This window comes from Nostoc sp. DSM 114160, from assembly GCF_053470305.1.
On record NZ_JBPFGO010000001.1, the window covers coordinates 2,457,563 to 2,483,384 of the forward strand.

A 25,822-nucleotide genomic window follows, 5' to 3' on the forward strand; every position below is an offset into this window, starting at 1 on the left:
CCTAATAACACAGCAGATTTCAAGTTTTTGAAGTACACAAGTAAAGTCTGTTACTCAGGTATAAAGCGTGTTTTACTCCTGAATTCTGAATTCTGCTGTACTACTTTTTTGATTCCACTAGAGCGAAGACCATCTCAACAATTAAACACAGGGAGATTCTCTTTCATGGCTAAGAACGTCATCATTATGATTGGGGATGGTATGGGCTGGGAAATGGCTCGTGCTACGTCCATCTACAAAGAGATTCAAAATGGTAAGACAGGCGCTAATCTGAGTGATTTTTATACACAAGGTAAGGGTCAAGGACTCAACTTTCAAACACTCCAAGGCTACGGTTTGGCAACCACTTATGGGACAACGATCGCCGATAGTAATGGAGTTTTTAATACTGGTAATTCCGCCCTTGACGGGACTAATCCGATCACAGGAGAAAGCCCGGTTCGCCCTGGTTTCACCTTCGATCCAACTTTTAACCAAGGTAATACCCCAACAGGTGGTGCAAAAGTCAGTGATGGTGCTGTTGGAAACCTAGTAGGTTATGACCCTACCAGAGGCGGCGTTAATCCTTGGACTCCTGGTAACGATCCTGAATATATTAAGTACAGCTATCCTGACTCTGCAAACACTGCAACAACTCTGTACACTGGGGTCAAAAGCTACAACAACGCTGTTGGCGTTGATATTTTCGAGAATCCTCTAGAAACAATTCTCAAAACTGCAAACGAAGTTGGTAAATCTACTGGTTTGGTAACTTCAGTTCCCATCGATCATGCAACACCTGCTGCTGCTGCTGCCAACGTTAACCGTCGCAGCAAGTATGATGCTGACTATCCGGCATTAGACAACATCTTGCAACAGCAACTCCGTGTCTATCAACCAACAGTATTACTTGGTGGTGGACACCCACTCTCTGCTCCTGGAGATTTACTACCAAACGGGGTTGAGCCTAATAGGAGCAATGAATACATCAGTCAATCCACCTACACAGAACTTAGCACTAAACCAACTAATAACATCTACGATTACACCTTTTTGGAGCGGGGTGAGAATGCCGCCCAGAAACTAGCCCAAACTGCGGCGACAATCGATCCAGAAAAAGGCGATCGCCTCTTCGGTCTATACGGTGCGCGTGGTCAAAATGGTAACTTGCCTGTCAGTTCTGCCAACGGCGACTACAGCACCACTGGTTTAGATATGTTCAGCGTTTTCACTAACCAAGGTGATAACACCAAAGTGGACACCACACGTCCACTGCTTCCGGGAGAGACAGATGCATCTTTCATCGCCAAAGAGGTTAACGAAAACCCAACTCTCAAAGACTTGACAAGTGCTGCATTAGATGTATTGGGTAAAGATCCCGATGGTTTCTGGTTAATGGTTGAAGGTGGCGATATCGATTGGTCTGCCCATGATAACAATATAGACAACTTGATCGGCACCACCTTGGACTTCGATAAGGCAGTTGGATCTACGATTGACTGGATCGAAAAAAATGGTGGTTGGGATGAAAATCTACTAATCGTTACTGCTGACCACGATCACTACCTGACTCTCGACGGTAATTTTCCGACTTTAGTAAAAAATCAAGGTGCTGAAGCATTAACCAATTTGGATACTCCAGCAGAAGTTGGACATTACTGGGGGTCCGATCCGAATGTCAAGTATGGTTGGGGAACTCACACCAACCGTCCCGTACCTGTTTACTACCAAGGTGCTGGTTCTGAAGTGTTAAATAGCTTGGTAGGTAAAGGTTATAACGCCTACGGTTCTGATATTCCAGGGATTGCGGGTTTAAACGATCAAACCCACATCTACCAAACAATGTTTGCTTCAATAGTGCCAAAAGTTGAGTTAGTCGGTTTTGCCTCTTTACCTGCTGATACCTTTAGTGATGGGCCAGCTTCTGGTGCAGACATTTCAGCCAATGGCAGAACCGGGCCTTTCCCAGGACAGCCAATTCAAGGCTTTAGCGGTGTTCAATTTGCTAACAGCAACTCTTTCTACTTCCTGTCAGACAATGGTTACGGTAGCAAAGACAATAGTGCAGATTTCCTACTGCGGATTAATCGTTTAGACCCGAATTTTAAGGGAACAGAGAATGGCGACGGTAGCGTTAAAGTTTTAGACTACATTCAATTGTCTGACCCTAACAATAAAGTTCCTTTTGAAATTGTGAATGAGGGAACTACTCAAAGATTGCTGACTGGTGCAGACTTTGATGTAGAGTCATTCGTCTTTGATAAAGACGGGACAATCTGGGTGGGAGACGAGTTTGGCCCTTACCTACTGCATTTTGATGCCACTGGTAAGTTATTAGAGGCTCCCATCGCTACACCCGACCAATTCAAAACATTAAATGGAGAAGCACCTAAAGTTATTGGTCACAGAGGTGCAAGTGGCTATCGTCCAGAACACACCTTAGAGTCTTATAAGCAAGCAATTGAGCGCGGTGCTGACTTTATTGAGCCTGATTTGGTTGTGACAAAAGATGGTGTGCTAATTGCTCGCCATGAGCCAGCCTTAGCAGTTTTGAACGCTGATGGTACTGTCAATTTCAACAACACAACCACAGATGTTTACAAACATCCAGAGTTTGCCGATCGCAAAAAAACAGTAAGCTTAGATGGAAACACAATTACAGGTTGGTTTGCTGAAGACTTCACCTTAGCTGAAATCAAGACTCTAAGAGCAGAAGAACGTTTACCTTTCCGCGATCATTCCTTTGACGATAAATTTGAGATTCCCACCTTCACGGAAATCATCAATTTGGTTAAGGATGTGGAAGCCAAGACAGGTAAAAAGATTGGTATTTACCCGGAAACTAAGCATCCGACCTATTTTGCTGATGAAGCCACCTATGTAGGCACTACGGACAAAATACACAGAAACATCAGTCAGTTACTCATTGATACGCTCAAAGCAAATAACTTTACTGACCCCAGTCGGATTTTCATCCAGTCCTTTGAAGTGAGTAACCTTAAAGAACTGCACGATCGCATTATGCCTGCGGCAGGCGTAGATATTCCACTCATCCAACTTCTAGATGCCAGTGATATTGACATCAACGGTAAAATTATTGAAAGTCAGCCTTATGATTTGAAAGTCAGTGGTGACACTCGCACCTATGGCGACTTACGAACTCCAGAAGGCTTGGCTGAAGTTGCGACTTATGCTGATGGCATTGGCCCTTGGAAACGGATGATTGTTAGCGTCAAAGGTACTGATGCTAATGGTGATGGCAAAGCTGATGATGTGAATGGGGATGGAGCAGTCAATGATGCTGATAAAACAACATTACCTCCTTCTACCTTAATTCAAGATGCTCACAATGCCGGATTGCAGGTTCATCCCTACACTTTCCGGGCAGAAGATCAATTCTTAGCAGCAGATTACAAAGGCAAGCTAGAGTCAGAAATTCAACAGTTTTATCAATTAGGGGTAGATGCACTCTTCTCAGATTTCCCAGATATCGCCGATAAAGTACGGGATAAACTTAGAGACGATCCTCAGTATAATGTAGTGCGATCGCCACAAAATCCCGACGTTCTCTCAGGAGATGCTTTTGCTAACTTGGCTGGTTCTAAAGGTTTTGAAGGTGGAGCAATTAATGCCAGCAAAACTAAGCTTTATTTCCTCCTAGAAGGTACGGTTCAAGGTGATACTCCTGGTGCTTTGCGGATTAACGAATTTGATTTAGCTAGTCACAAGTATAGTGATAGAAAACTTTACTACAGACTGGACAATCCCTCAAATTCGATTGGGGATTTAGCAGTTATCAATGATAATGAATACTTAGTCATTGAACGGGATAACAATCAAGGAGCTGCGGCTAAATTTAAGAGAATCTACAAAGTAGACTTGTCTAAAACAGATTCTAATGGCTATGTAGCGAAAGAAGAAGTTGCAGACTTGTTAAATATCCAAGACCCCAATGACCTCAATGGAGATGGCAAAACTAACTTTGACTTTCCCTTTCAAACAATTGAAAATGTTTTAGTTGTTGACAAAAACACCATTTTGGTCGCTAATGACAACAACTATCCTTTCTCTACAGGTCGTCCTGGAAACGATCCTCAAAATCCAGTCATAGATAATAATGAAATTCTACTGCTGAAGTTAGAGAAGCCCCTTAACCTTGCTCCTGGTTTAGGTCAACCTCAAGCTGAAGAAATTAAATTTGGCTCTAATAGCAGTGATGATATTACCGTTGAGCCAAATCAAACCTTACTCACAGGTGACGGAGCAGACTTTGTACAGGGTACTAAAGGCAACACAATCCAGGCTGGAAACGGTGAAGACACTGTGGTAGTCGGTAGTGACTCCTTGGTGTCCACTGGGGATGGTAACGATCGAGTCTTAATTGGCGCAAATGGTCCTGCTAACAACACTAATGCTGATGGTGGCGTTGGTGATGACGAAGTTACCGTAGTAGAAGCCAATGGTACTAATAATTTACTTGGGGCAGCAGGTAATGATACTTTGACAGTAGTTGAAGGTTCGCGTCAATTATCCTTCGGTGGCTCAGGTAACGACACCCTCACCAGTAATGGTAGCAATAACCGTCTTTATGGTGGTTCTGGAGATGACAAATTATTCTCCAGTGTAAATGATTCACTATTTGGTGGCGATGGTGATGATGTGCTATTTGCTGGTCAAAAGGGTGGTAATAGCCTTGCTGGTGGTGCTGGTGCTGACCAGTTCTGGATTGCTAACGCCAGTCTGCCATCTAGTAAGAATATCGTGGCTGATTTTGCGATCGGCACTGATAAAATCGGGCTTGGTGGCACTGGCATTAGTCAATTTAGTGCTTTAACACTGTTGCAACAAGGTAGTGACACTATCGTAAAAACCGGCAATACAGAGTTGGTTTCATTGCTGGGAATTGCAGCAACTAGCCTTACAGCAAATGATTTCGTTTTTTCTGCCAGTGTAGTTTAGCCAAAAGATAATTACAGCTTAGATTCAATATTCATTCATTAGTTAAGCTGTAACGATTTTGCTAATGCGGGGGAATTATATTCCCTCGCTTTTTATATCTTCTATAGAACTCATATTTAATTGGGTGAAAAAACTCAGTACACCCCTAAATCCCTTTTTCCCTGTTCCCTTCCTACGCAAATATGTTCATTAATCAAATCGGATTCCTATATAGTAATTTTGCCTTTAAGAATCTTTCTGCTTCTTGTCCCAAATCTTAACTTGTTTATAACTTTCCTTAAACATTGAACAACTATCTTTTGAGAAAGTAACCAGATTTAAGTTCATTAATTTATCTCCACTAATTTTTGTAGACTTTAAGCATTTTGTCGCCAAATACTACTTGGGTTTCTGTAGCCAAAAATTTTTTGCCTGGGTTGAGTGTAATTAATCGCTCATATAAACACACAATTGCTGCGTAGAGGTAGCCAGTCGTAGGCATCGCTCGCAGCTCATAATACTTAAGGAGTAGTCGGCATGACTGATACAAATGGCAACGGTAGAAATGTCATTATTTTTGTTGCAGATGGATTGCGTAACGGTTCTGTAAACCCAATTGATACCCCGACTTTATATAGCATTCGTCAGCAGGGAGTTACTTTCGCCAATAGTCATTCGATCTTTCCGACATTCACCACCCCAAATGCTTCTGCGATCGCCACGGGGCATTATCTTGGTGATACAGGTGACTTTAGCAACACCATATACACTGGTTTTCCTAGTGCTAATGCCAATGGTAGTGTCACGCCATTTATCGAAAATGATGCGGTTCTGGGGGATATTGATGAAAAATTCCCCGGTAACAACTTTTTAGATGAAGAGTCACTCTTAGCTTACGCGCGATCGCAGGGTTTCAACACAGCAGCAGTTGGTAAATTAGGGCCTGTTGCGATTCAAGATGTTACCCAAGTTAACCGAGAAGGTGGTACTACAGGTACTATTCCTACTCCCGATACAATTATTATTGATGACACTACAAATGGTGCAACCCCGCCGCCTACAGCTGCCGGTTCACCTTCTGCTGTTCCACTCGATCCAGATATTGTTAGTCGGTTACAAGCTGCTGGTTTAGATGTAAAACCGACACCGCGAGTCCAGCCAGCTGGTACCAACACAACTCCTGGCACCCTGAATGCCAATGTGGCTCAACAACAATACTTTGCAGATGCCACTACCAAAGTAATTTTACCCAAGTTTCAGGAAGATGGTAAACCATTCGCATTGGTTTACTGGTCAAGAGATCCTGATGGTAGTCAACACAATCAGGGTGATAGTTTAAATACCTTGACACCAGGTATCAATGGCCCTACTTCAAAAGCTGGGGTCAAAAATGCTGATGATAATTTAAAGCAGCTTCTTGACTATCTCAAGAGTACAGGCTTGGACAAGACTACTGATGTCTTTGTTACTTCTGACCACGGTTTTTCTACCATCAGCAAACAAGCTATTGATAGCCAAGGGACAAAAACTACAAGTTATGCTGCCACCCAAACATACGAGGGCGTAAATCCGGGATTTTTACCAGCAGGTTTTGTGGCAATTGATTTGGCTCACGATCTAGGTCTACCCTTATACGATCCTAACCCTACAACCCTTCCCCCAGACCTTAACCACATCCAGTATGCAACTGTTGATGCCACAAAAGGTCAACGTCCTATTTCTGGGAATGGTGTAATTGGTGGCACAGGTGAGGTAATTAATGGCCAGCTTGACCCAGGTACAAAGATAGTTGTAGCTGCCAATGGTGGTTCTGACTTGATTTATCTACCTAATGGCAATGCTGACTTAGCCAAACAGGTAGTGAATTTGCTTTCACAAAAAGACTACATCAGTGGTATTTTTGTAGACGATGCCTACGGAACTATTCCAGGTGCTTTACCACTGAGTGCGATCGGGCTAAAAGGTGATGCTAAAACACCAGTTCCATCTATAGTTATCAACTTCAAAACCTTTAGCAGCGACCCAAATAACCCAAACAACCCTCAAGCTCAAGTAGAAATTGCTGATACAACTTTGCAGCAAGGGCAGGGGATGCATGGCAGCTTTGGTCGAGGTGATACCTTCAATAATATGGAGGCTATTGGCCCTGATTTTAAACAAGGCTATGTGGACTATGCGCCCGTTAGTAATGCTGATGTAACGCCTACACTTGCTCGGATTTTAGGGTTAGATATTCCCAGTAATGGCGATTTGAAAGGTCGTGCCATTACAGAAGCCTTGGTAGGAGGCCCGGATACAGTTTTCTCCACTAAAGAAGTCTTGACTTCAGAAGAAACTGCTAATGGTCAAGCTACAATTCTCGATTCTCAAAGTGTAGGCAATACTCATTACTTTACAGCCGCAGGGTTTGATGGTGGTACTGTTGGACTAACAACACTAGACCTTCAATTTGGTTCTACCAGTAGTGATGATGTCACCCTCAAGCCAAATCAAACCTTATTTACAGGTGACAGAGCAGACTTTGTACAAGGTAATAAAGGTAATACAATCTTGACTGGAAGCGGTGATGACACGGTGGTAGTTGGTAGTAACTCCTCTGTGTCCACTGGGGATGGTAACGATCGAGTCTTGATTGGCGCAAATGGCCCTGCTAACAACACTAATGCTGATGGTGGCAATGGTAATGATGAAGTTACCGTAGTCGAAGCTAGTGGTAATAATAATTTGTTTGGAGGCGCAGGTGCTGACACGATCGCAGTAGTTGAAGGTACTCGTCAATTATCCTTCGGTGGCTCAGGTAACGACACCCTCACCAGTAATGGTAGCAATAACCGTCTCTATGGTGGCTCTGGAGATGACAAATTATTCTCCAATTTCAATGATTCACTATTTGGTGGTGATGGTGATGATGTGCTATTTGCTGGACAAAAGGGTGGTAATAGCCTTGCTGGTGGTGCTGGTGCTGACCAGTTCTGGATTGTTAACGCCAGTCTGCCATCTAGTAAGAACATTGTGACTGATTTTGCGATCGGTATTGATAAAATCGGGCTGGGCGGGATTGGCGTCACTCAATTTAGTGCTCTAACCCTATTGCAACAGGGTGCTGACACTATCGTAAAACTCGGAAATACCGAGTTGGCTTCATTACTACAAATTACCTCAACTAACCTGACAGCAAATGACTTCGTTTTCTCTGCTAGTGTTGTGGCTTAGTCTGTTAGGCTAGTGCAGCACGGCAGAAATAACTATCAGTTGAAACAGCGGTTTTCAATTACATAGACTACAGCAAATAGTTGGTTATTGTGGGGTGGGCATTGTAATGCTCACCCTATTCTCGTTTTGCTGGAGTTCAACCTACCTCGAAGAGTTTACATTACTTATCAGTTGCTAAAATCGCAGTATTCCTTGTTCCTCAAGGTATTAATTCTTCTTGTTATCTCGAAATCAGCCTGCGTACAGTTAATATTCCCATTGCAAACATCTCTAAAGTTTTAATTTTCAGTGAAGATGTACTGAAACTAACTACGATTTTGAGGAAATAGGTCAGAATGAGAGAACTAAATCTTAGAGTCAATGCCCTTTCACACAAATATTGTAGGATTGCGGCATAATTTTTTGTGAAATTAATCTTTTAATCTAATTTAAAAGCTAACAATGTAACCATATACCCTACGTGTAAACACTAATAAAAAAATATAAAAACGCTTTTCCACTTTTGATTTTATCTGTTTATCTAAATACGAAAAATAAACATCTCTTCTTAAATTTAAATATACCCAATTTTTTGTTATTCATTGACACAAATATTTCTGCTTCAAGTTAAAAATGAAACCAATAACTAATTCATTGGCTCAAAATAAAAATGAATTACTGATGACTAATGGTCAACCTTCATCATCAGAAAGCAACTTAGAACGAGATAATTTAAGATTACCTATTTTGAAATCTGAAAATAACCTACTAATAGAGTTGAATCATCCTCAAACTGATTATCCTCAACAAGCGTCTATTCATCAGTTGTTTGAAACACAAGTCGAGAAAACACCTGATGCTGTAGCACTAATTTTTAATAATCAGCATCTTACTTATAGAGATTTGAATAATCGTGCTAATCAACTAGCAAAACATCTACAATCGCTAGGGGTAGGAACAGAAATTCTTGTAGGAATCTGCATAGAGCGCTCCTTTGAAATGGTTGTAGCACTCTTAGCTATCCTTAAAGCAGGTGGAGCTTATGTACCATTAGATCCAGGCTACCCACAAGAACGTTTAGCTTTCATGCTGTCAGATACCCAGATATCTATACTATTAACTCAAAAAGAACTAGTTACCAAATTACCTACTCACACAGCATTTGTAATTTGTCTAGATGCAGATTGGAACACAATCGCTCAAAATAAAAAAGATAACTTAAGCACTAGTGTCACTGCTGATAACTTGGCTTATGTCATGTATACATCAGGTTCTACAGGTACACCCAAAGGTGTTAGCGTTATCCATCGTGGTGTAGTTAGGTTAGTCAAAGAAACTAATTATGCTCAACTCACACCTGAAGAAGTAATCCTGCAACTTGCTCCTATTTCCTTCGATGCTTCCACTTTTGAAATTTGGGGTTGTTTACTTAATGGCGGGCGACTAGTAATTTACCCTCCTAATACACCATCTTTAGAGGAATTAGGGCAGATTATTCAGCAATACCAAGTTACTACTCTTTGGCTGACAGCCGGTTTATTTCACCTGATAGTAGATGAAAAAATTGATGCTTTAAAATCCTTACGTCAACTTTTAGCGGGTGGTGATGTCTTATCTGTTCCCCATGTACAGAAGTTTCTCCAAACAGTAGAGAACTGTCAACTAATTAATGGTTATGGACCTACTGAGAATACAACTTTTACCTGCTGCCATCCTATAACAGCACCACTACAACTAGATGTTTCGATTCCTATTGGTCGTCCAATTGCTAACACCCAAGTTTATATATTAAATAAAAACCTCCAATCAGTATCAATTGGAGAAGCTGGTGAATTGTACATTGGTGGTGATGGATTAGCTAGAGGCTATTTAAACCGCCCAGACCTAACTGCCGAAAAATTCATTTCTCACTCATTTGATTGCAATTTGGCAACACGCCTTTACAAAACTGGAGATTTAGCTCGTTATCTTCCAGATGGCAATATCGAGTTCTTAGGTCGGATTGACAATCAGGTAAAAATTCGCGGTTTCCGAATTGAACTAGGGGAAATTGAGCGAGAAATTGCCCAACATCCAGACGTTCGGGAAATTGTCGTCTTAGCTCGTCAAGATGAAGCAGGTGAAAAACAGTTAACGGCTTATATTGTTCCTCACTATAACAGTGAATATAGGCACAATAAATTACGTAGTTTCTTACAACAGCGACTACCTAATTACATGATGCCATCAGCATTTGTGATGTTAGAGTCACTGCCTTTGACTGCAAATGGCAAAGTAGATAGACATAAATTGCCAGCACCAAGTAGAGAACGTCCGCAACTCGAACAAGCGTACATTGCTGCGCAAACCGATTTAGAACGTCTGCTGGCAGGTATTTTATCGGAACTGCTCAAAATCGATCGCGTTGGGATTGATGATAATTTCTTTGATTTGGGAGCAACTTCAATCTCAATTCTCCAAGTTGCTGCGCGAATAAAACAAGAACTTGATATTGAGCTATCTGCTGTGAAGCTATTTCAGTATTCAACAATTGGCTCTTTAGCAAAGTATTTGGATTCAAACCAGAACAGCCAACCGTCTTCTGACAAACTGCAAAATCGCGCCCAACGCCAACAAGCAGCTCGTGCTCGTCGCCGTAATCATCAACAAGGTGTTTAAGCAATGGTAAATATGCAAGCATCCGATAACCAAGATCCTAATGATGGTGTTGCCATTATTGGCATGGTAGGAAGATTTCCTGGCGCTGGAAATGTCGATGAATTTTGGCGCAATCTGTGCGAGGGATTAGAATCAACGACTTTCTTTCAAGATGAAGAACTAGATCCTAGTATCGATCCGAACCTTTGCAAAGATCCTAGCTATGTAAAAACTAGAGGAATAATTCCTGGGGGAGAAACCTTTGATGCCGCTTTCTTTGGCATTAATCCACTTGAAGCTGTGGTTATGGACCCACAGGCTAGAGTTTTCCTAGAGTTGGTTTATGAAGCCCTAGAAAATGCTGGTTATGAATCAGAGTCTTTTGAGGGTTTGATTGGTTTATACGCTGGTTGTGGTCAAAATACTTATTTTGCTAACCATATTGCTGGTCGTATGGAAATTGTCGATCGCATCGGTGAGTTTCAAACGATGTTAGCCAATGAAAAAGACTTTTTGACAACTCGTGCGGCTTACAAACTCAACCTCAAAGGCCCAGCTGTTAGCGTCAATACAGCCTGTTCCACTTCTTTAGTAGCAGTCATTCAGGCTTGTCAAGCCTTAACCAGCTATCAGTGCGATTTGGCTTTGTCTGGTGGTGTATCTATGACTACACCCCAAAATAGTGGTTATGTGGCACAAGAAGGCAGTATGTTGTCTGGAGATGGGCATTGTCGTCCCTTTGATGCCAGCGCTCAGGGCACAATGTTCAATAATGGCGCAGGAGTAGTTGTCCTCAAGCGTTTAGAAGATGCACTCAATGATGGCGATCGCATCTATGCCGTAATTCGAGGTTCTGGTATCAATAATGACGGCGCTGATAAGGTGAGCTTTACCGCTCCCAGCGTAGACGGACAAGCAGAGGCCATTGCAATGGCGCAAGCTTACGCCAACTTCCATCCAGAAACCATCTCTTATATTGAAGCTCACGGCACAGCTACACCTTTAGGCGATCCAATTGAAATTGAAGCGCTGACGCAAGCATTCCGGGTACATACAGATGCTAAACAATTTTGTGCGATCGGCTCTCTTAAAAGCAATGTCGGACATTTAGTTGCGGCGGCAGGAGTCGCAGGGTTAATTAAAACCGCTCTCGCTCTGCATTATAAAAAGATCCCACCTAGTTTAAATTTTGAGGCTCCCAACCCCAAGATTGACTTTGCTAACAGCCCCTTCTATGTAAATACCAAACTAGCTGAATGGTCAGAAGGTGAAACTTTGCGACGAGCAGGTGTGAGTTCTTTTGGTGTCGGCGGCACTAATGCTCATATTGTGCTAGAAGAAGCGCCACAAATCCAAAGTTCCGGATCTTCTCGCCCGCAGCAGCTATTGTTGCTTTCGGCAAAAACTAGTCAAGCTTTAGAGGCTGCAACAGCGAATTTGCAGCAACATTTACAATATAATGCCGAAATTAACTTAGCTGATGTAGCTTATACCCTACAGCGAGGGCGCAAAGCTTTTAACTACCGACGCAGTATAGTTTGTCACGATATTACAGATGCGATCGCAGCCCTGCAATCTTTAGATTCAAATCAAGTAAATACCCGTCACATAGAAATCCGCAATCCAGCCGTTGTCTTCATGTTCCCCGGACAAGGATCGCAATATGTGAACATGGGATTGAATCTCTACAACTACGAACCTGTGTTTCAGGAAGCAGTAGATGAATGTGCTGAAATCCTTAAGCCTTTACTGGGCAGGGATTTACGAGAAATCATCTATCCAGCACCGAGCGAGCGCGAAACTGCGGCTATCTTATTGCGACAAACCTGCTTTACCCAACCAGCACTATTCGTCATTGAATACGCTTTAGCACAACTATGGCAAAGTTGGGGAGTCAAGCCCCAAGCCATGATTGGTCACAGCATTGGCGAATTTGTCGCCGCCTGTATTGCAGGTGTATTCACCTTAGAAGATGCGCTGATGTTGGTTGCAACTCGCGGACGCTTCATGTGGGAATTACCGGCAGGGGCTATGCTTTCAGTGCGCCTACCAGCCAAAGAGATAGAGCCGCGATTGAGTGCAGAACTAGCGATCGCTGCAATTAATGGCCCTTCTCTGTGTGTAATTTCTGGCCCCACAGAGGCGATCGCATCTCTGCAAAAACAATTAGAAAATGAAGAAGTTATCTGTCGCCATTTACACACTTCCCACGCTTTCCACTCCCCAATGATGGATAGCATCATTCACCCCTTTGCTGAGGTAGTTGGGACAGTTAAATTATCGCCACCCCAAATTCCCTTTGTATCCACAGTTACCGCCGACTGGATTACAGCCCAACAAGCAACCGATCCGATGTATTGGGCTACACATCTGCGTCAGACTGTGCGATTTGCAGAGGGCGTACAAACCTTATGGCAGCAGCCAGAACGCCTACTGTTAGAGGTAGGGCCGCGAATCACAACTACAACCCTAGCCCGCCAACAAGCAAAAGACATTAAACAACAGATTGCGATTCCTTCTTTGGGTGATAACGCCGAAAACGAAGCCGAATGGACGGCATTACTCAAGGCAGTAGGACAACTGTGGTTAGCAGGAGTATCAATTAACTGGAGCAACTTCTATCAAAGGGAAACGCGACAACGAATTCCTCTACCGACTTATCCCTTTGAACGCCAACGCTTCTGGATTGATCCTCCACCTCATCCCAATCGGGCAGCAACTTCCAAACTTCCAAATCCCCAATTATTAGAAAAGACCCAAACTATGACAACATCCCCTCAGCAAAAACTTATTCCTCTGCTCAAACAAATTATCGAAGAAACATCAGGATTGGAAATTGCTAGTGTTGACGACTCGATAACATTTTTAGAAATGGGATTAGATTCCTTATCTCTGACACAAGTCGGGCTAGCGTTAAAGAAAAAATTTCAAGTCAAAGTCACACTTAGGCAGTTACTAGAAATTTACCCCAATTTAGGAACACTGGCTGACTTTATCAATTCAGCCTTGTCTCCCGAAACTTTATCCGCATTAGGATTAACAGAAACCGTTGCAGATATCGTTCCCGAAGCCCCATTGCCAGAACCTGCACCTGTAACCACATCACCTACCTTGGTAGTTCATGAACTTCATACAAATGGATCGAATGGATCTGCACCTAAGATTTCCCTCCAACCTGCTGCATCTAGTAGCATCCTAGAAGGTGTGATTAATCAGCAGCTACAAATTATGAGCCAGCAATTGGCGCTATTGGGGAATAGCAGTCAATCTGTAACAGTCCCAGTTGTACCTGCGGCAACATCTCAAAATAATGGTGTCAAGCCACAAAATGCTGTATCTGTCCCCCCAACCCAAACCAGCAAAGAATCAGCATCAGTAGAAACAGAGTCAAATGGTGCTAAAAAGGCATTTGGTGCGGCTGCTCGAATTGAAAAGACCCCAGACTAAAACTTTGACAGCCCAACAACGCACTCATCTAGATAAAATTATCCAAAGATATACAAAACGGACTCAAAAATCCAAAGAATATACTCAAACTCATCGCCCTTATTTGGCAGACCCAAGAACTGTTTCTGGGTTTAATCCGACGATGAAAGAGATGGTTTACCCCATCGTGGCGTCTCGTTCTTCAGGTTCTAAACTTTGGGATGTTGATGGCAATGAATATGTCGATTTAAGCAATGGCTTTGGCTTGAATTTGTTTGGTTGGTCGCCAGCTTTCATTACTGAAGCTATTGAAGCACAACTCAAACTCGGCATGGAAATTGGGCCGCAAACTCCCCTCGTTGGAGAAGTGGCAAAGCTAATGTGTGAGTTGACCAACTTTGACCGAGCAGCTTTTTGCAACACAGGTTCGGAAGCGGTGCTGGGAGCGATGCGGATGGCACGTACTATCACAGGGCGTAACTTAATTGCCATCTTTTCTGGAGCTTATCACGGAATTTTGGATGAAGTAATTGTTCGAGGTACAAAGAAACTCCGGTCAATTCCTGCTGCTCCTGGTATCCCACCGGAAATGGTAGAGAACATTTTGGTGGTGGACTATGATTCGCCTGAGTCTCTAGAAATCCTCAGAAGTCGGGCTGATGAGTTAGCAGCAGTGATGGTGGAATCTGTGCAAAGCCGTCGCCCTGAATACCAACCTAAAGAATTCCTCCAGCAATTGCGTGATTTCACACAAGAAGCTGGTATTGCCCTAATTTTTGATGAAATCGTTACCGGATTTAGAATTCATCCAGGTGGCGCTCAAGCGCATTTCGGTATCAAGGCGGACATAGCAACCTACGGTAAGATTGTGGGCGGTGGGCTACCAATTGGAGTCATTGCTGGCAAATCACAATATATGGATGCTTTGGATGGTGGGTTTTGGCAGTTTGGCGATGACTCCGTTCCAGAAGTAGGTGTGACTTACTTCGCCGGCACTTTCGTCCGCCATCCTTTAGCACTAGCCGCAGCCAAAGCAGTACTTCAACATTTAAAACAGAGTGGCCCCAGCTTGCAGCAAAATCTCAATGCCAGAACCGATAAGTTTGTAGCGGAACTCATGGGCTATTTCCAGCAAGTTCAGGCTCCGTTTACAGCTTATAATTTCGGCTCCTTGTTTATGGTGAAGTCTTTACCAGAGTTTCCCTACGGAGATTTACTGTTTTACTTGCTGCGGGATAAGGGAGTGCATACTTGGGATCACCGTCCTTGCTTTTTGACAACAGCCCATTCCGAAGCCGATCTGGCTTTAGTAATGGCAGCCTTTAAAGAAAGTATTGCCGAAATGCAGTCTGCTGGCTTCTTGTCTGCACCGCCTATAGAAGTAACAAACCGCCAAACCAATAACAGTTTACGTAATCGTCCTCCGCAACCTGATGCCAAATTAGGACGAGATCCCCAAGGAAACCCCGCTTGGTATATCCCCGATACCGAGCGTCCTGGGAAATATTTACAAGTCGCAAGTGTTTTCTGAAGTGCTTTAAAAAATCAAGTGTATAGAAAGTGTAGCGAGCGTCAGTAATTTTTGCAAATAGTAAATACTCATCCATCCAGGTTTTGTATGTCAGTTGATAATCTACTTGAACCGAGTTCTATTAAGTCCGATCTAAAAATTCCCGAACAAATCATTGAAACCGATTTTTCAAACTTTCGGGAAAACTTCAACTCTTCTCACTTCATGTTTTCGCACAACCTTGCAGGACATCCTTTATTTGAGATCCCTCGCTTAGTTGAGCTTGCAAATACCATGCTAAGTCAGGGTAGAACAAATAAAATCCAGTCTTATATCAGCAAAGTTCCTGTTGAGCAAAAGTGGAATCAGCGACCTGGAATCAAGCAAATTAACGAAGCGATCGCACATATTGGGGAATCGGATTCTTGGGTCATGCTTGAAGATGTTCAAGTAGATCCAGAATATGCTGCCTTGGTCAACCAGATTATAACTGAACTCGAAACTCTTACAGGTAAACCCCTTCGGCAGCAGATGACCTGGCTAGGTGCTTACATCTTTATTGGTTCCCCAAATTCTATTACACCTTACCATATCGATAGTGAGTTGAATTTTCTGTTTCAAATTCAGGGCGAGAAAGATATGAGCCTCTTCAATCAAAGCGATCGTTCTGTACTGAGCGAAGAGGAAATTGAAAAATTTTATGTAGGCGACCTGAACGTAGCAAATTATAAAGAGGAAAATCAGAGTAAAGCAAGAGTTTACCACTTGCAACCAGGCAAAGGACTCCATCATCCGATATTGGCACCCCATTGGGCTAAAAATGGTAATAATGTCTCTGTAGCTTTGAGTATCCTCTTTTATCTGCGACCTTACGATCTCAAAGCCAGAATATATCAAGTCAACAGCTACTTACGCAGACTGGGATTAAAACCCACTCCACCAGATAAATCTGCTTTGAAAGATCGGCTCAAAATTTTTGCTCTGGGTCTTCTATCCGATCGCCAACCGAAAAGTAAATTTATGATCCTGCGCTCTGGTGTATTAAAACTAAAATCTATTGAGGGAAAGTTAAAGGAATTTATCAACAAGATTGTGAAAAAAATCTAATTTTTCTCAAATGACTAATTATTAATTAGCCTGAATACTGAATCGGTGTTCTATAGCAATTCTAAATAGTTTGTGAAATCTTCTCTTCTAGATACTTTGCGTAGCTTTTTTTATACTTAAATAAGTGTTTTTGTACATCCTCTTTTAGCCAAAATAAATCAACTACGCATCTAATTTAAAAAAAGAATTTACAATTTAAATAGGATTGCTATAGATAGAAATTAAAACCCAAAATCTCAATGTATAAACACATCAAATCGCTCACTTCTTTACGCGGTATTGCAGCCTTGGTTGTTGTTGTACACCATTTTTCTTACTACGGTTTACCGAAAACAGGTTCAACTTTGTCAGCCTATACTAATTTTTTTCAAAATGGATATTTATGGGTTGATTTTTTCTTTATTCTAAGTGGTTTTATCATGACCCACGTTTATGCCGATACTTTTGGTTTAAAAGTTAGTTTAAAGAACTATCGTTCATATTTATTCTCACGTTTTGCGAGAATTTATCCTTTGCATATATTTATTATTTTTCTATTTTTTGGATTAGAGGTTGTAAAATTACTTTTCTTAAACACTTCTGCTTTTACTGGTAAATTTAACTTAACGGCTCTTTTTTCCAATATTTTTCTTCTCCAAGCATTTGACCTAAAGTGCCTACCTTTATTATGGTGTAATACCTATTGGAATGAGCCAGCTTGGTCAATAAGTGTAGAGTTTTTAATTTACTGTATATTTCCATTTTTATTATTACTTTTATTAAAAAATAAATTCAAAAATGATTTGATAATTTATAGTTCTACTCTTTTTTGTATATTACTACTAATCACCTTTACCCGTGGAAATTTAGATACGATTATTGGTATACCTTCGATAGCTAGATGTGGGCTAGAATGCATCCTTGGTATTATAACTTACAAAATTTATCATATAGGTAATTATCAAAAGTATTTTAATCTTAATTTTCTGGCAGTTATAGCTATAACTTGGATAATTTTGATTATGCATTACTACTGGCATCATTTCCGTAACATTCATGATTGGCTAGTTTTACCAGCTTTTTCTCTACTAATTTTATCTGTATCTATCAACAACAAAATTTTAATATCAAAGTTCCTCAATTCACAGTTAATGCTATACATCGGAACTATCTCTTACTCAATTTATATGGTTCATTGGTTTGTTCAAGAATTGTTAAAATCATTCTGGCTTTATAAATTTCATGATGTTTTTGGTAAAGAGTTCACAGAATATCAATCGTTGACATCTTTAGGGGTATTTCTTATGATTGTCTTATTGACTGCATCATTGACATATAAATATGTAGAAGTCCCGGCACGTAATTATTTAAAGTCTACAATTTTGGCTAAACAAGGTATTTAAAGTCAGTAATCTAAAAAAGATTGAGATTTATCCACATTCAATAAACTGAGAAAATAATAGAGTTTTATGACCTTATCACCTGTAGATTACCAATCGACATTAACTGCGGTTGATTTTGATCCATTTGCAGATGGAGAATTACTTCTAACCGCCCCCGCTACAGAATCACAAAAAGAAATTTGGGCTTCTGTGCAAATGGGCGATGCTGCTAATTGTGCTTATAATGAGTCTCAATCTCTGCGACTAAAAGGCGAACTTGATGTTAAACTTTTCCAATCTGCGGTAGAAAAGTTAGTACAACGTCATGAAGCACTACGGACAACTTTTAGTACCGATGGCAATACACTCTGCATTGTTGCTTCTCGGCAAATTGAAATTCCTATTATTGAATTGTCTAACCTAGAACCACAGGAAAAACAGGAAAAATTAGCTAGTATCTTGCGACAAGAGGTAGAGCAACCTTTTGATTTAGAACATGGTCCTCTATTTCGGGCAAAAATTGTCAAATTGCAGCCGCAGGAGCATCTAGCTATTTTGACAGCCCATCATATTATTTGTGATGGTTGGTCTTGGGCTGTGCTGATACCAGATTTGGGTAAATTTTATTCTGGCTTGCAACAGGGTATTGTTCCTGAATTAGAAGAACCAGACTACTTAAGTGAATATGCGATTTTGCAGGAAGAAGAGGCGGATAGTCCAGAAGCGATCGCCACAGAACAATACTGGTTACAACAATTCGCTGATGTACCTGTACTCGATTTCCCTAGCGATCGCCCCCGTCCGCCACTCAGAACCTTTAACGCTGCTCGCGAAGATTGGCATTTAAATTCCGAATTAGTTGCCAATCTCAAACAACTAGGAACAAAACTCGGTTGTAGCTTTATGACTACAATCCTGGGAGGATTTGAGGTCTGGCTGCACCGTCTAACAAGACAAAACGATTTAGTTGTAGGTATTCCAGCCGCCGGACAAGCTGCTTTAGGGCAATATAATCTCGTAGGTCACTGTGTTAATTTACTACCATTGCGTAGCCAAATTAATGGCGAAAAATCGTTCAGTGACTACTTGCAAACGCGGCGATCGGCTGTCTTAGATGCTTATGACCATCAACAATTTACCTTTGGTAGTCTGGTCAAAAAATTAGTATTGCCACGGGATTCTAGCCGCATTCCCTTAGTACCAATTATATTTAATGTCGATCAAGCCTTAGACAGCGATCGGCTTCCGTTTATTGATTTAGAGGTAGAATTTTTCTCCAATCCCCGCGCATTCGAGAATTTTGAACTGTTTATCAATGCTACAGAATCGCATGGTGAACTTATTCTGGAATGCCAGTACAACACTAACTTATTTGACGCTGATACTATCCGCCGCCGGATGGCAGAGTTTGAAACTTTGTTATTTGGTATAGTTGCTAACCCTAATCAAATTATTGCTAAATTGCCAATTTTGCCAGCAGTTGAGCAACAGTTATTAGCAAGATGGAACAATACTCAAACAGCTTATCCCCAAGATATCTGCATTCACCAACTGTTTGAAACTCAAGTGGAGAAGACTCCAGATGCGATCGCTGTAGTTTTTGAAAATGAACAAATTAGCTACCGCGAACTGAATCAGCAAGCCAATCAGCTAGCCCATTACCTCCAAAGCTTAGGAGTCGGACCAGAAGTTCTGGTTGGTCTGTGTGTCGAGCGCAGCTTGGAAATGGTTATAGGAGTTTTAGGCATTCTCAAAGCCGGGGGAGCTTATGTACCGTTAGATTATGCTTATCCTCAAGAACGTTTAGCTTTCATGCTGCAAGATGCTCAGGTGTCAGTGCTACTAACGCAGGAGAAGCTAAAATCGGGACTACCCAACCATCAGGCAAAGATTGTTTGCCTTGATAGCAATTGGCAATCCATAAATAATTCCGGGTTAGATAACCCGACAGATAACGTCACTGCCTATAACTTAGCCTACGTCATCTATACATCTGGCTCAACAGGTCAACCGAAAGGCGTTCAAATTCAACATCAGAGTGCTGTTAATCTTCTTCAGGCGATCGCAAAAGAACCCGGTTTAACTGCTGAAGATACTCTCCTTTCTGTTACTAGCCTATCTTTTGATATTGCCGTTTCAGAAATTTTTCTACCTCTGTCTGTAGGTGCGAAGTTAGTATTGGTGAGTCGTGAAGTTGCGGCTGATGGTACTCAACTGTTAAAAACCCTAACCACCTCCGGCGCAACCTTTATGCAACCGACGCCAGTTACTTGGCGGCTATTACTGGCAGCCGGATGGCAAGGTAGTCCTCAATTGAAGATGATTTCCACAGGTGAAGCCTTACCTAGAGACCTCGCAAATCAATTATTACCAAAAGGAGCTTGTCTGTGGAACCTCTACGGGCCCACAGAAACAACGATTTGGTCAACAGGCTATAAGGTGACAACGGCAAATAAAGCAATAAACATTGGTTGCCCTCTAGCTAATACGCAAATCTACATTTTAGACTCCCATTTACAACCCGTTCCCATTGGTATATCAGGTGAGTTGTATATTGGTGGCGAAGGACTAGCAAGGGGATATCTGAATCGTCCCGAACTGACTGCTGAAAGATTTATTTCTAATCCCTTCAGCCCAAACCCGGAATCGCGTTTATACAAAACTGGAGATTTGGCTCGCTATTTACTAGATGGGCATATTGAATACTTGGGTCGTATCGACTATCAGGTAAAATTACGTGGTTTCCGCATAGAATTGGGTGAAATTGAAACCGCACTCTTGCAACATCCAGAAGTAAAAGAAGCCGTTGTCATTGTTCGAGAAGACACTCCTAATGAGACTAGTCTAGTCGGTTATATTGTTGCCGAAACTGGTCAAGATAGCTTGCAAGTGATTTCACAGTTGCGTCGATTCTTGAAACAACAGCTTCCTGACTTTATGGTGCCAACGATCTTTATGGCACTAGAAGCTATGCCGTTAACCCCCAATGGCAAAGTCGATCGCAAGGCATTGCCAAAACCAGATGCTTCCCGCCCAGAACTGGAGGCAAATTATGTAGCGCCTCGCACTTCCATTGAGCAGCAGATTGCAGATATCTGGACGCAGGTTTTAAATGTCAAGCGAGTCGGGATTTACGACAACTTTTTTGAATTGGGTGGATATTCTCTACTAGGAATTCAAGTGATTTCTCGAATGCGCCAAGCTTTGCAAGCAGAAATTCTGATGTCGAATTTATTTGAATTACCAACAGTAGCAGATTTGGCTGAACGAGTGGAAACTCTGCGTTGGGCAACCCAAGGTGTTCAAGCTGCTGAGAGTGAAACGGCTGATGATTACGAGGAAGGTGAGCTATGAAAACATTAGATGAACTACTATCTGAGCTACGTCAGCGCGATGTTAAACTTTGGCTAGAAGGCGATCGCTTACGTTATCGGGCGGCAAAAGATAGTCTCACACCAGAATTGCTGACGGAGTTAAAAACTCAAAAAGCCGAAATCATCAACTTTCTCCGACAAATTACTACAGCCGCCAGTTCACAGATTCCCCCAATTGTCGCTTGTGAACGGAATGGCAACTTGCCGCTTTCCTTTGGTCAGCAACGGATATGGTTCCTGCATCAGTTTGAGCCTGATAGTTCCTCAAATAATATGCCGGTTGTGGTGCGTTTTACGGGGAATCTCAATGTTGCTGTCTTAGAGGAAAGTTTAAGAGAAGTCGTCCGTCGCCATGAAGTTCTGCGGACAACTTTTCCAGCAGTGAATGGAAAACCCACTCAAGTCATTGCCACCGATGTTTCCTTGACATTGCCAATAATTGACTTGCGGCAAGTACCTGATGAACAACGAGAGGCAGAAGCTCACCTACTGGCAACAAAAGAAGCTCATCAACCCTTTGATTTAGCTAATGGGCCGATTTTGCGGGTGTTATTGCTGCGATTGAGCGATCGCGAACATCTGCTAATCTGGAATATGCACTGCATAGTTTGTGATGGTGCTTCGTCCGATCTGTTCTATCAAGACCTCACTACCATCTATAAAGCATTATCAGCAGGTCAAGTTTCTCCTTTAACTCCCTTACCAGTACAGTATGCTGATTTTACCAATTGGCAATATCAATGGCTCCAAGGAGAAGTTTTAGAGTCACAGGTAAACTACTGGAAGCAAAAGCTAGAAGGCAATTTACCGATCATTGAGTTACCTTACGATCGCCCCCGTCCTCAAGGAGTGCAAACCTATCGAGGCGATCGCGGGGCCCTGCTGCTATCAAAGACGCTGAACCATGCCCTAACAGACTTGAGTCAAAAATGGGGTGTCACCCTGTTCATGACTCTACTGGCAGCATTTGAGCTATTGCTCTACCGTTATTCTGGACAAGAAGACTTACTAATTAGCTTTGCAAGTGCAGGTCGAGGACAAGTTGAAACCGAGGGGCTGATTGGATTTTTTTCTAATACTCTTGTACTGCGGAGTAATTTTGCAGGAAACCCAACTTTCCGAGAATTATTAGACCGCGTGCGTAAGGATTGCTTAGAAGCTTACACCCATCAAGACCTACCCTTTGAGAAGCTAATTGAAGAACTTAGACCAGAACAGCGAAGTCGCAATAGCTCGCCCCTGTTGCAGGTAAAATTCTCCCTCAATCCTCCTTGGTCGAATGGTCGTGGTATGGCATCAGTGCAACTACCTGATTTGACTATCACTTCTTTATTTGGCTACATCTATCATGGCAAGACCAAATACGATCTGACATTGGTCTTGCGGGAACAGGATAATGGTCTAGGTATGGTATTTGATTACAATGCCGAGATGTTTGATGCCAGTACCATAGAGCGGATGTTGGGACACTTCAAAACTTTACTTGAAGGTATTGTTGCTAATCCCGATCGCCCGATCGCTGAATTACCCCTGTTGACAGCACCGGAACAACATCAATTGTTAGTTGAGTGGAATAGCAAACAAGCTGATTATCCCCAGGATACTTGTATCCATCAGTGGTTTGAAACTCAAACTAAAGCAACTCCAAATAAGATTGCAGTCAGGTTTGAAAATCAGCAACTAACTTATCAAGAACTTAACCAACGGGCAAATCAACTAGCCTACTATTTGCAAACTTTAGGGGTAGAATCGGGGGTACTCATCGGTCTTTATCTAGAGCCTTCCCTAGAGATGATTGTCGGGCTGTTGGGTATTTTAAAAGTCGGTGGAACTTACGTACCGATCGCTCCGACATCTGGGCAAGATAGTCTGGCTGTGATTTTAGAAGATGCCCAAATATCTTTGGTGTTAACCCAAAGCTCATTAGTTGACAAACTCTCTGAGCATCAAGCACAAGCTATCTGTTTGGATAGTGAGTGGGAAGTTATTGCCGTACACGTGACTGAAAATCCAGAAAGTTATGGCACATATCGGACTCTCGCCTGTGTAATGTATGTGTCCGGCTCCAATGGAAAACCAAACGGTATAGCTATTACCCACCATAATCTTGTCAGCCACAGCTTGGCAATAAGTGAAACTTGGGAGTTGACCCAGAGCGATCGCCTATTACTTATACCTAGTATCAGCTGCGATACTTTTATTGAATCACTTTTCCCCTGTTGGATTACTGGTGCTACCGCAATTCTCCAGCCTCAAAAGCTACAAAACTCGACAGCACAATTTTTCCTATTCATTGCTCAACAACAGATTACTGTTGTCAATTTACCTACTTCTTTTTGGTATGAGTTAGTTAAAGAGCCATCTCTATCTCCCCAAACCTTGCCAGCTAGCTTGCGCTTAGTGATGGTTGGTGGTGAAAAAGTTTCACGCCATGCTTATCTAACTTGGGTAGAAAAAGTTGGCAAGCAAGTACGCTGGCTGAATGCTTATGGCTCGCTAGAAACAACCTTAACCGCCACAGTTTACGATCCTAAGACTGCCACTGAAGCCAGTAACACTCGGTCAGAAATTCCCATAGGAAAAGCGATCGCCAATACCCAAGTCTACATTCTTGATGGGCGATCGCAACTCCTCCCTATTGGTGTAACTGGTGAAATTTACATCAGCGGTATCGGTGTTACCCAAGGCCACTTTAATCGTCCCGAATTAACATCTGCGAAATTTATCCCCAATCCCTTTAGCAGCGAATCTGGGGCATACCTTTACAGAACTGGTGATTTAGGACGCTACTTAAATGACGGCAACATTGAGCTTTTAGACCGCTTAGACAATCAGGTAAAAATTCGCGGCTTTCGCATTGAGTTGGCTGAAATTGAAACAATTTTAGAGCAATATCCAGGCGTACAAAAAACTGTGGTGATTGCCAAAGAAGATGTTCCTGGGGATAAAAGTTTAGTTGCTTATATTGTTCCCAAACAAGGAGAAACTTTTGGGAGTGAGCAACTGCTGAGTTTTCTCCAGCAAAAGCTGCCTAAATATTTGTTGCCTTCTGCCTTTTTCATAGTCGATTCTCTGCCATTGAATGCTAATGGTCAAGTCGATCGCAAAGCTTTATCTGCACTGAATCCAACTAATTCTAAAACAGAAAAAATATTTGCCACAGCAGAAGATCCATTACAACTTCAGTTAACTAAAATTTGGGAAGACCTTTTAGGTATGCATCCCATTGGCATAAAAGACAACTTTTTTGATTTAGGTGGAAACTCACTACTTGCAGTACACTTGTTTTCTCAGATTGAAAAAACATTTGAACTAAACCTGCCCTTAGCTATTCTCTTGCAATATTCAACTATTGAGCAATTAACTAATTTTATTCGCCAGCAAGGGTTTTTCCCAGAAAGCCATAATAAAGTTAAAAGTAGTACTACTCCCAACTCAGGAAAATCGATACCTTGGTCATCACTAGTACCAATGCAGCCCAACGGTTCTAAGCCACCTCTATTTTGTATCCATGCAATTGGTTTAAGTGTCCTCTACTATCGAGATTTATCACTTCATTTAGGTGAAAATCAGCCATTTTATGCACTACAAGCACGAGGATTAAGTGGAAAAGAAGCTCCCTTTACCAAGCTTGCAGAAATGGCGGCTCATTACATCAAAGAGATACAAACTATTCAACCTGAAGGCCCTTATTTTTTGGGTGGCTCTTCTTTTGGCGGATTAGTAGCTTGGGAAATGGCTCAACAACTAGTCAAACAAGGTCAAAAAGTAGCTCTGTTAGCTTTATTTGATACTACTGGCCCAAATTACATTAAACAAGCGCCATTAGAAAAGCGAGTTTCTCAGCATTGGGACAACCTGACAAAACTTGGAACTAATTACGTGCTTGAGCAAATCAGGAACAAAAGTTCTTGGCTGAAGTATAAATTTCAAGAAAAGTTCCGAAAATTGATCTTTAAGTTTTCCTTAAGAATCTGGCGGACTGTACCTTATAACTACCGTAAATTAACAATCGAAGAGGCCAATAAACAGGCAGCCAGAGAATACGTTCTAAAAGCTTATCCAGGTCGAGTTACTGTATTCCGAGCAGAAGAGCGCAATGCATTAGAAAAACGGGAGGTTGACCCCAAAATGGGTTGGAGTGAAATGGTATTAGGAGATTTGGATATTCAAAATGTCCCAGGAAACCACGACTCTATTTTTAGAGAACCCCATGCTCGAACTCTAGCTGAAAAAATGAGGGCTTGTATAGATCGAGCTATTGTAGACATCTAAATTTACAGAAATAGTTATAGCTT

Annotated in this window: 9 protein-coding genes and 1 pseudogene; 9 read left to right on the top strand and 1 reads right to left on the bottom strand. The window is 41.9% G+C overall.

The features are described 5' to 3' along the window. Positions 1 to 165 precede the first annotated feature (165 nt). Complete coding sequence (locus NSTCB13_RS11060) at positions 166 to 4,938, top strand: esterase-like activity of phytase family protein (protein ID WP_448272404.1); 4,773 nt, start codon at positions 166 to 168, stop codon at positions 4,936 to 4,938. A 340-nt stretch (positions 4,939 to 5,278) separates the two neighbouring features. On the opposite strand, the gene NSTCB13_RS11065 is transcribed toward NSTCB13_RS11060, so the two are convergent. Next, a complete protein-coding gene (locus tag NSTCB13_RS11065) occupies positions 5,279 to 5,419 on the bottom strand; it encodes a hypothetical protein (RefSeq protein WP_448272406.1) in 141 nt (46 codons plus the stop codon). A 35-nt stretch (positions 5,420 to 5,454) separates the two neighbouring features. Between NSTCB13_RS11065 and NSTCB13_RS11070 the strand changes: the two genes are divergently transcribed. The 8 genes and pseudogenes from NSTCB13_RS11070 (at position 5,455) to NSTCB13_RS11105 (ending at position 25,799) form a co-directional block, all read left to right on the top strand. Next, positions 5,455 to 8,130: an alkaline phosphatase family protein gene (locus NSTCB13_RS11070; protein ID WP_448272407.1), complete on the top strand. Its 2,676-nt coding sequence runs from the start codon at positions 5,455 to 5,457 to the stop codon at positions 8,128 to 8,130. A 612-nt stretch (positions 8,131 to 8,742) separates the two neighbouring features. Further along, complete coding sequence (locus NSTCB13_RS11075) at positions 8,743 to 10,767, top strand: non-ribosomal peptide synthetase (protein WP_448272408.1); 2,025 nt, start codon at positions 8,743 to 8,745, stop codon at positions 10,765 to 10,767. A gap of 3 nt (positions 10,768 to 10,770) precedes the next feature. Next, on the top strand, positions 10,771 to 14,193 hold the full coding sequence (locus tag NSTCB13_RS11080; protein WP_448272409.1) for a type I polyketide synthase: 3,423 nt from the start codon (positions 10,771 to 10,773) through the stop codon (positions 14,191 to 14,193). Further along, on the top strand, positions 14,174 to 15,703 hold the full coding sequence (locus tag NSTCB13_RS11085) for an aminotransferase class III-fold pyridoxal phosphate-dependent enzyme (protein WP_448272410.1): 1,530 nt from the start codon (positions 14,174 to 14,176) through the stop codon (positions 15,701 to 15,703). Before NSTCB13_RS11080 ends, NSTCB13_RS11085 begins: the two co-directional genes overlap by 20 nt. 87 nt (positions 15,704 to 15,790) lie before the next feature. Further along, entirely contained in the window at positions 15,791 to 16,789 is a 999-nt protein-coding gene (locus NSTCB13_RS11090) for a cupin-like domain-containing protein (RefSeq protein ID WP_445629595.1), read from the top strand. Positions 16,790 to 17,028: 239 nt separating this feature from the next. Then, a complete protein-coding gene (locus NSTCB13_RS11095) occupies positions 17,029 to 18,171 on the top strand; it encodes an acyltransferase family protein (protein ID WP_448272411.1) in 1,143 nt (380 codons plus the stop codon). Positions 18,172 to 18,237: 66 nt separating this feature from the next. Continuing rightward, positions 18,238 to 21,501 (top strand): annotated as a pseudogene (locus tag NSTCB13_RS11100) (non-ribosomal peptide synthetase); the annotation flags it as partial. After that, positions 21,501 to 25,799 carry an amino acid adenylation domain-containing protein gene (locus NSTCB13_RS11105; RefSeq protein ID WP_445629597.1) on the top strand — a complete coding sequence of 1,433 codons (4,299 nt, stop codon included), beginning with the start codon at positions 21,501 to 21,503 and terminating at the stop codon, positions 25,797 to 25,799. The pseudogene NSTCB13_RS11100 and the gene NSTCB13_RS11105, both read left to right, overlap by 1 nt. Positions 25,800 to 25,822 lie beyond the last annotated feature (23 nt).

Excerpts from the sequence above, each read along its gene's own strand:
- NSTCB13_RS11060 (WP_448272404.1), top strand. The coding sequence starts at position 166 with ATGGCTAAGAACGTCATCATTATGATTGGGGATGGTATGGGCTGGGAA.
- NSTCB13_RS11065 (WP_448272406.1), bottom strand. The coding sequence starts at position 5,419 with ATGCCTACGACTGGCTACCTCTACGCAGCAATTGTGTGTTTATATGAG.
- NSTCB13_RS11070 (WP_448272407.1), top strand. The coding sequence starts at position 5,455 with ATGACTGATACAAATGGCAACGGTAGAAATGTCATTATTTTTGTTGCA.
- NSTCB13_RS11075 (WP_448272408.1), top strand. The coding sequence starts at position 8,743 with ATGAAACCAATAACTAATTCATTGGCTCAAAATAAAAATGAATTACTG.
- NSTCB13_RS11080 (WP_448272409.1), top strand. The coding sequence starts at position 10,771 with ATGGTAAATATGCAAGCATCCGATAACCAAGATCCTAATGATGGTGTT.
- NSTCB13_RS11090 (WP_445629595.1), top strand. The coding sequence starts at position 15,791 with ATGTCAGTTGATAATCTACTTGAACCGAGTTCTATTAAGTCCGATCTA.
- NSTCB13_RS11095 (WP_448272411.1), top strand. The coding sequence starts at position 17,029 with ATGTATAAACACATCAAATCGCTCACTTCTTTACGCGGTATTGCAGCC.
- NSTCB13_RS11105 (WP_445629597.1), top strand. The coding sequence starts at position 21,501 with ATGAAAACATTAGATGAACTACTATCTGAGCTACGTCAGCGCGATGTT.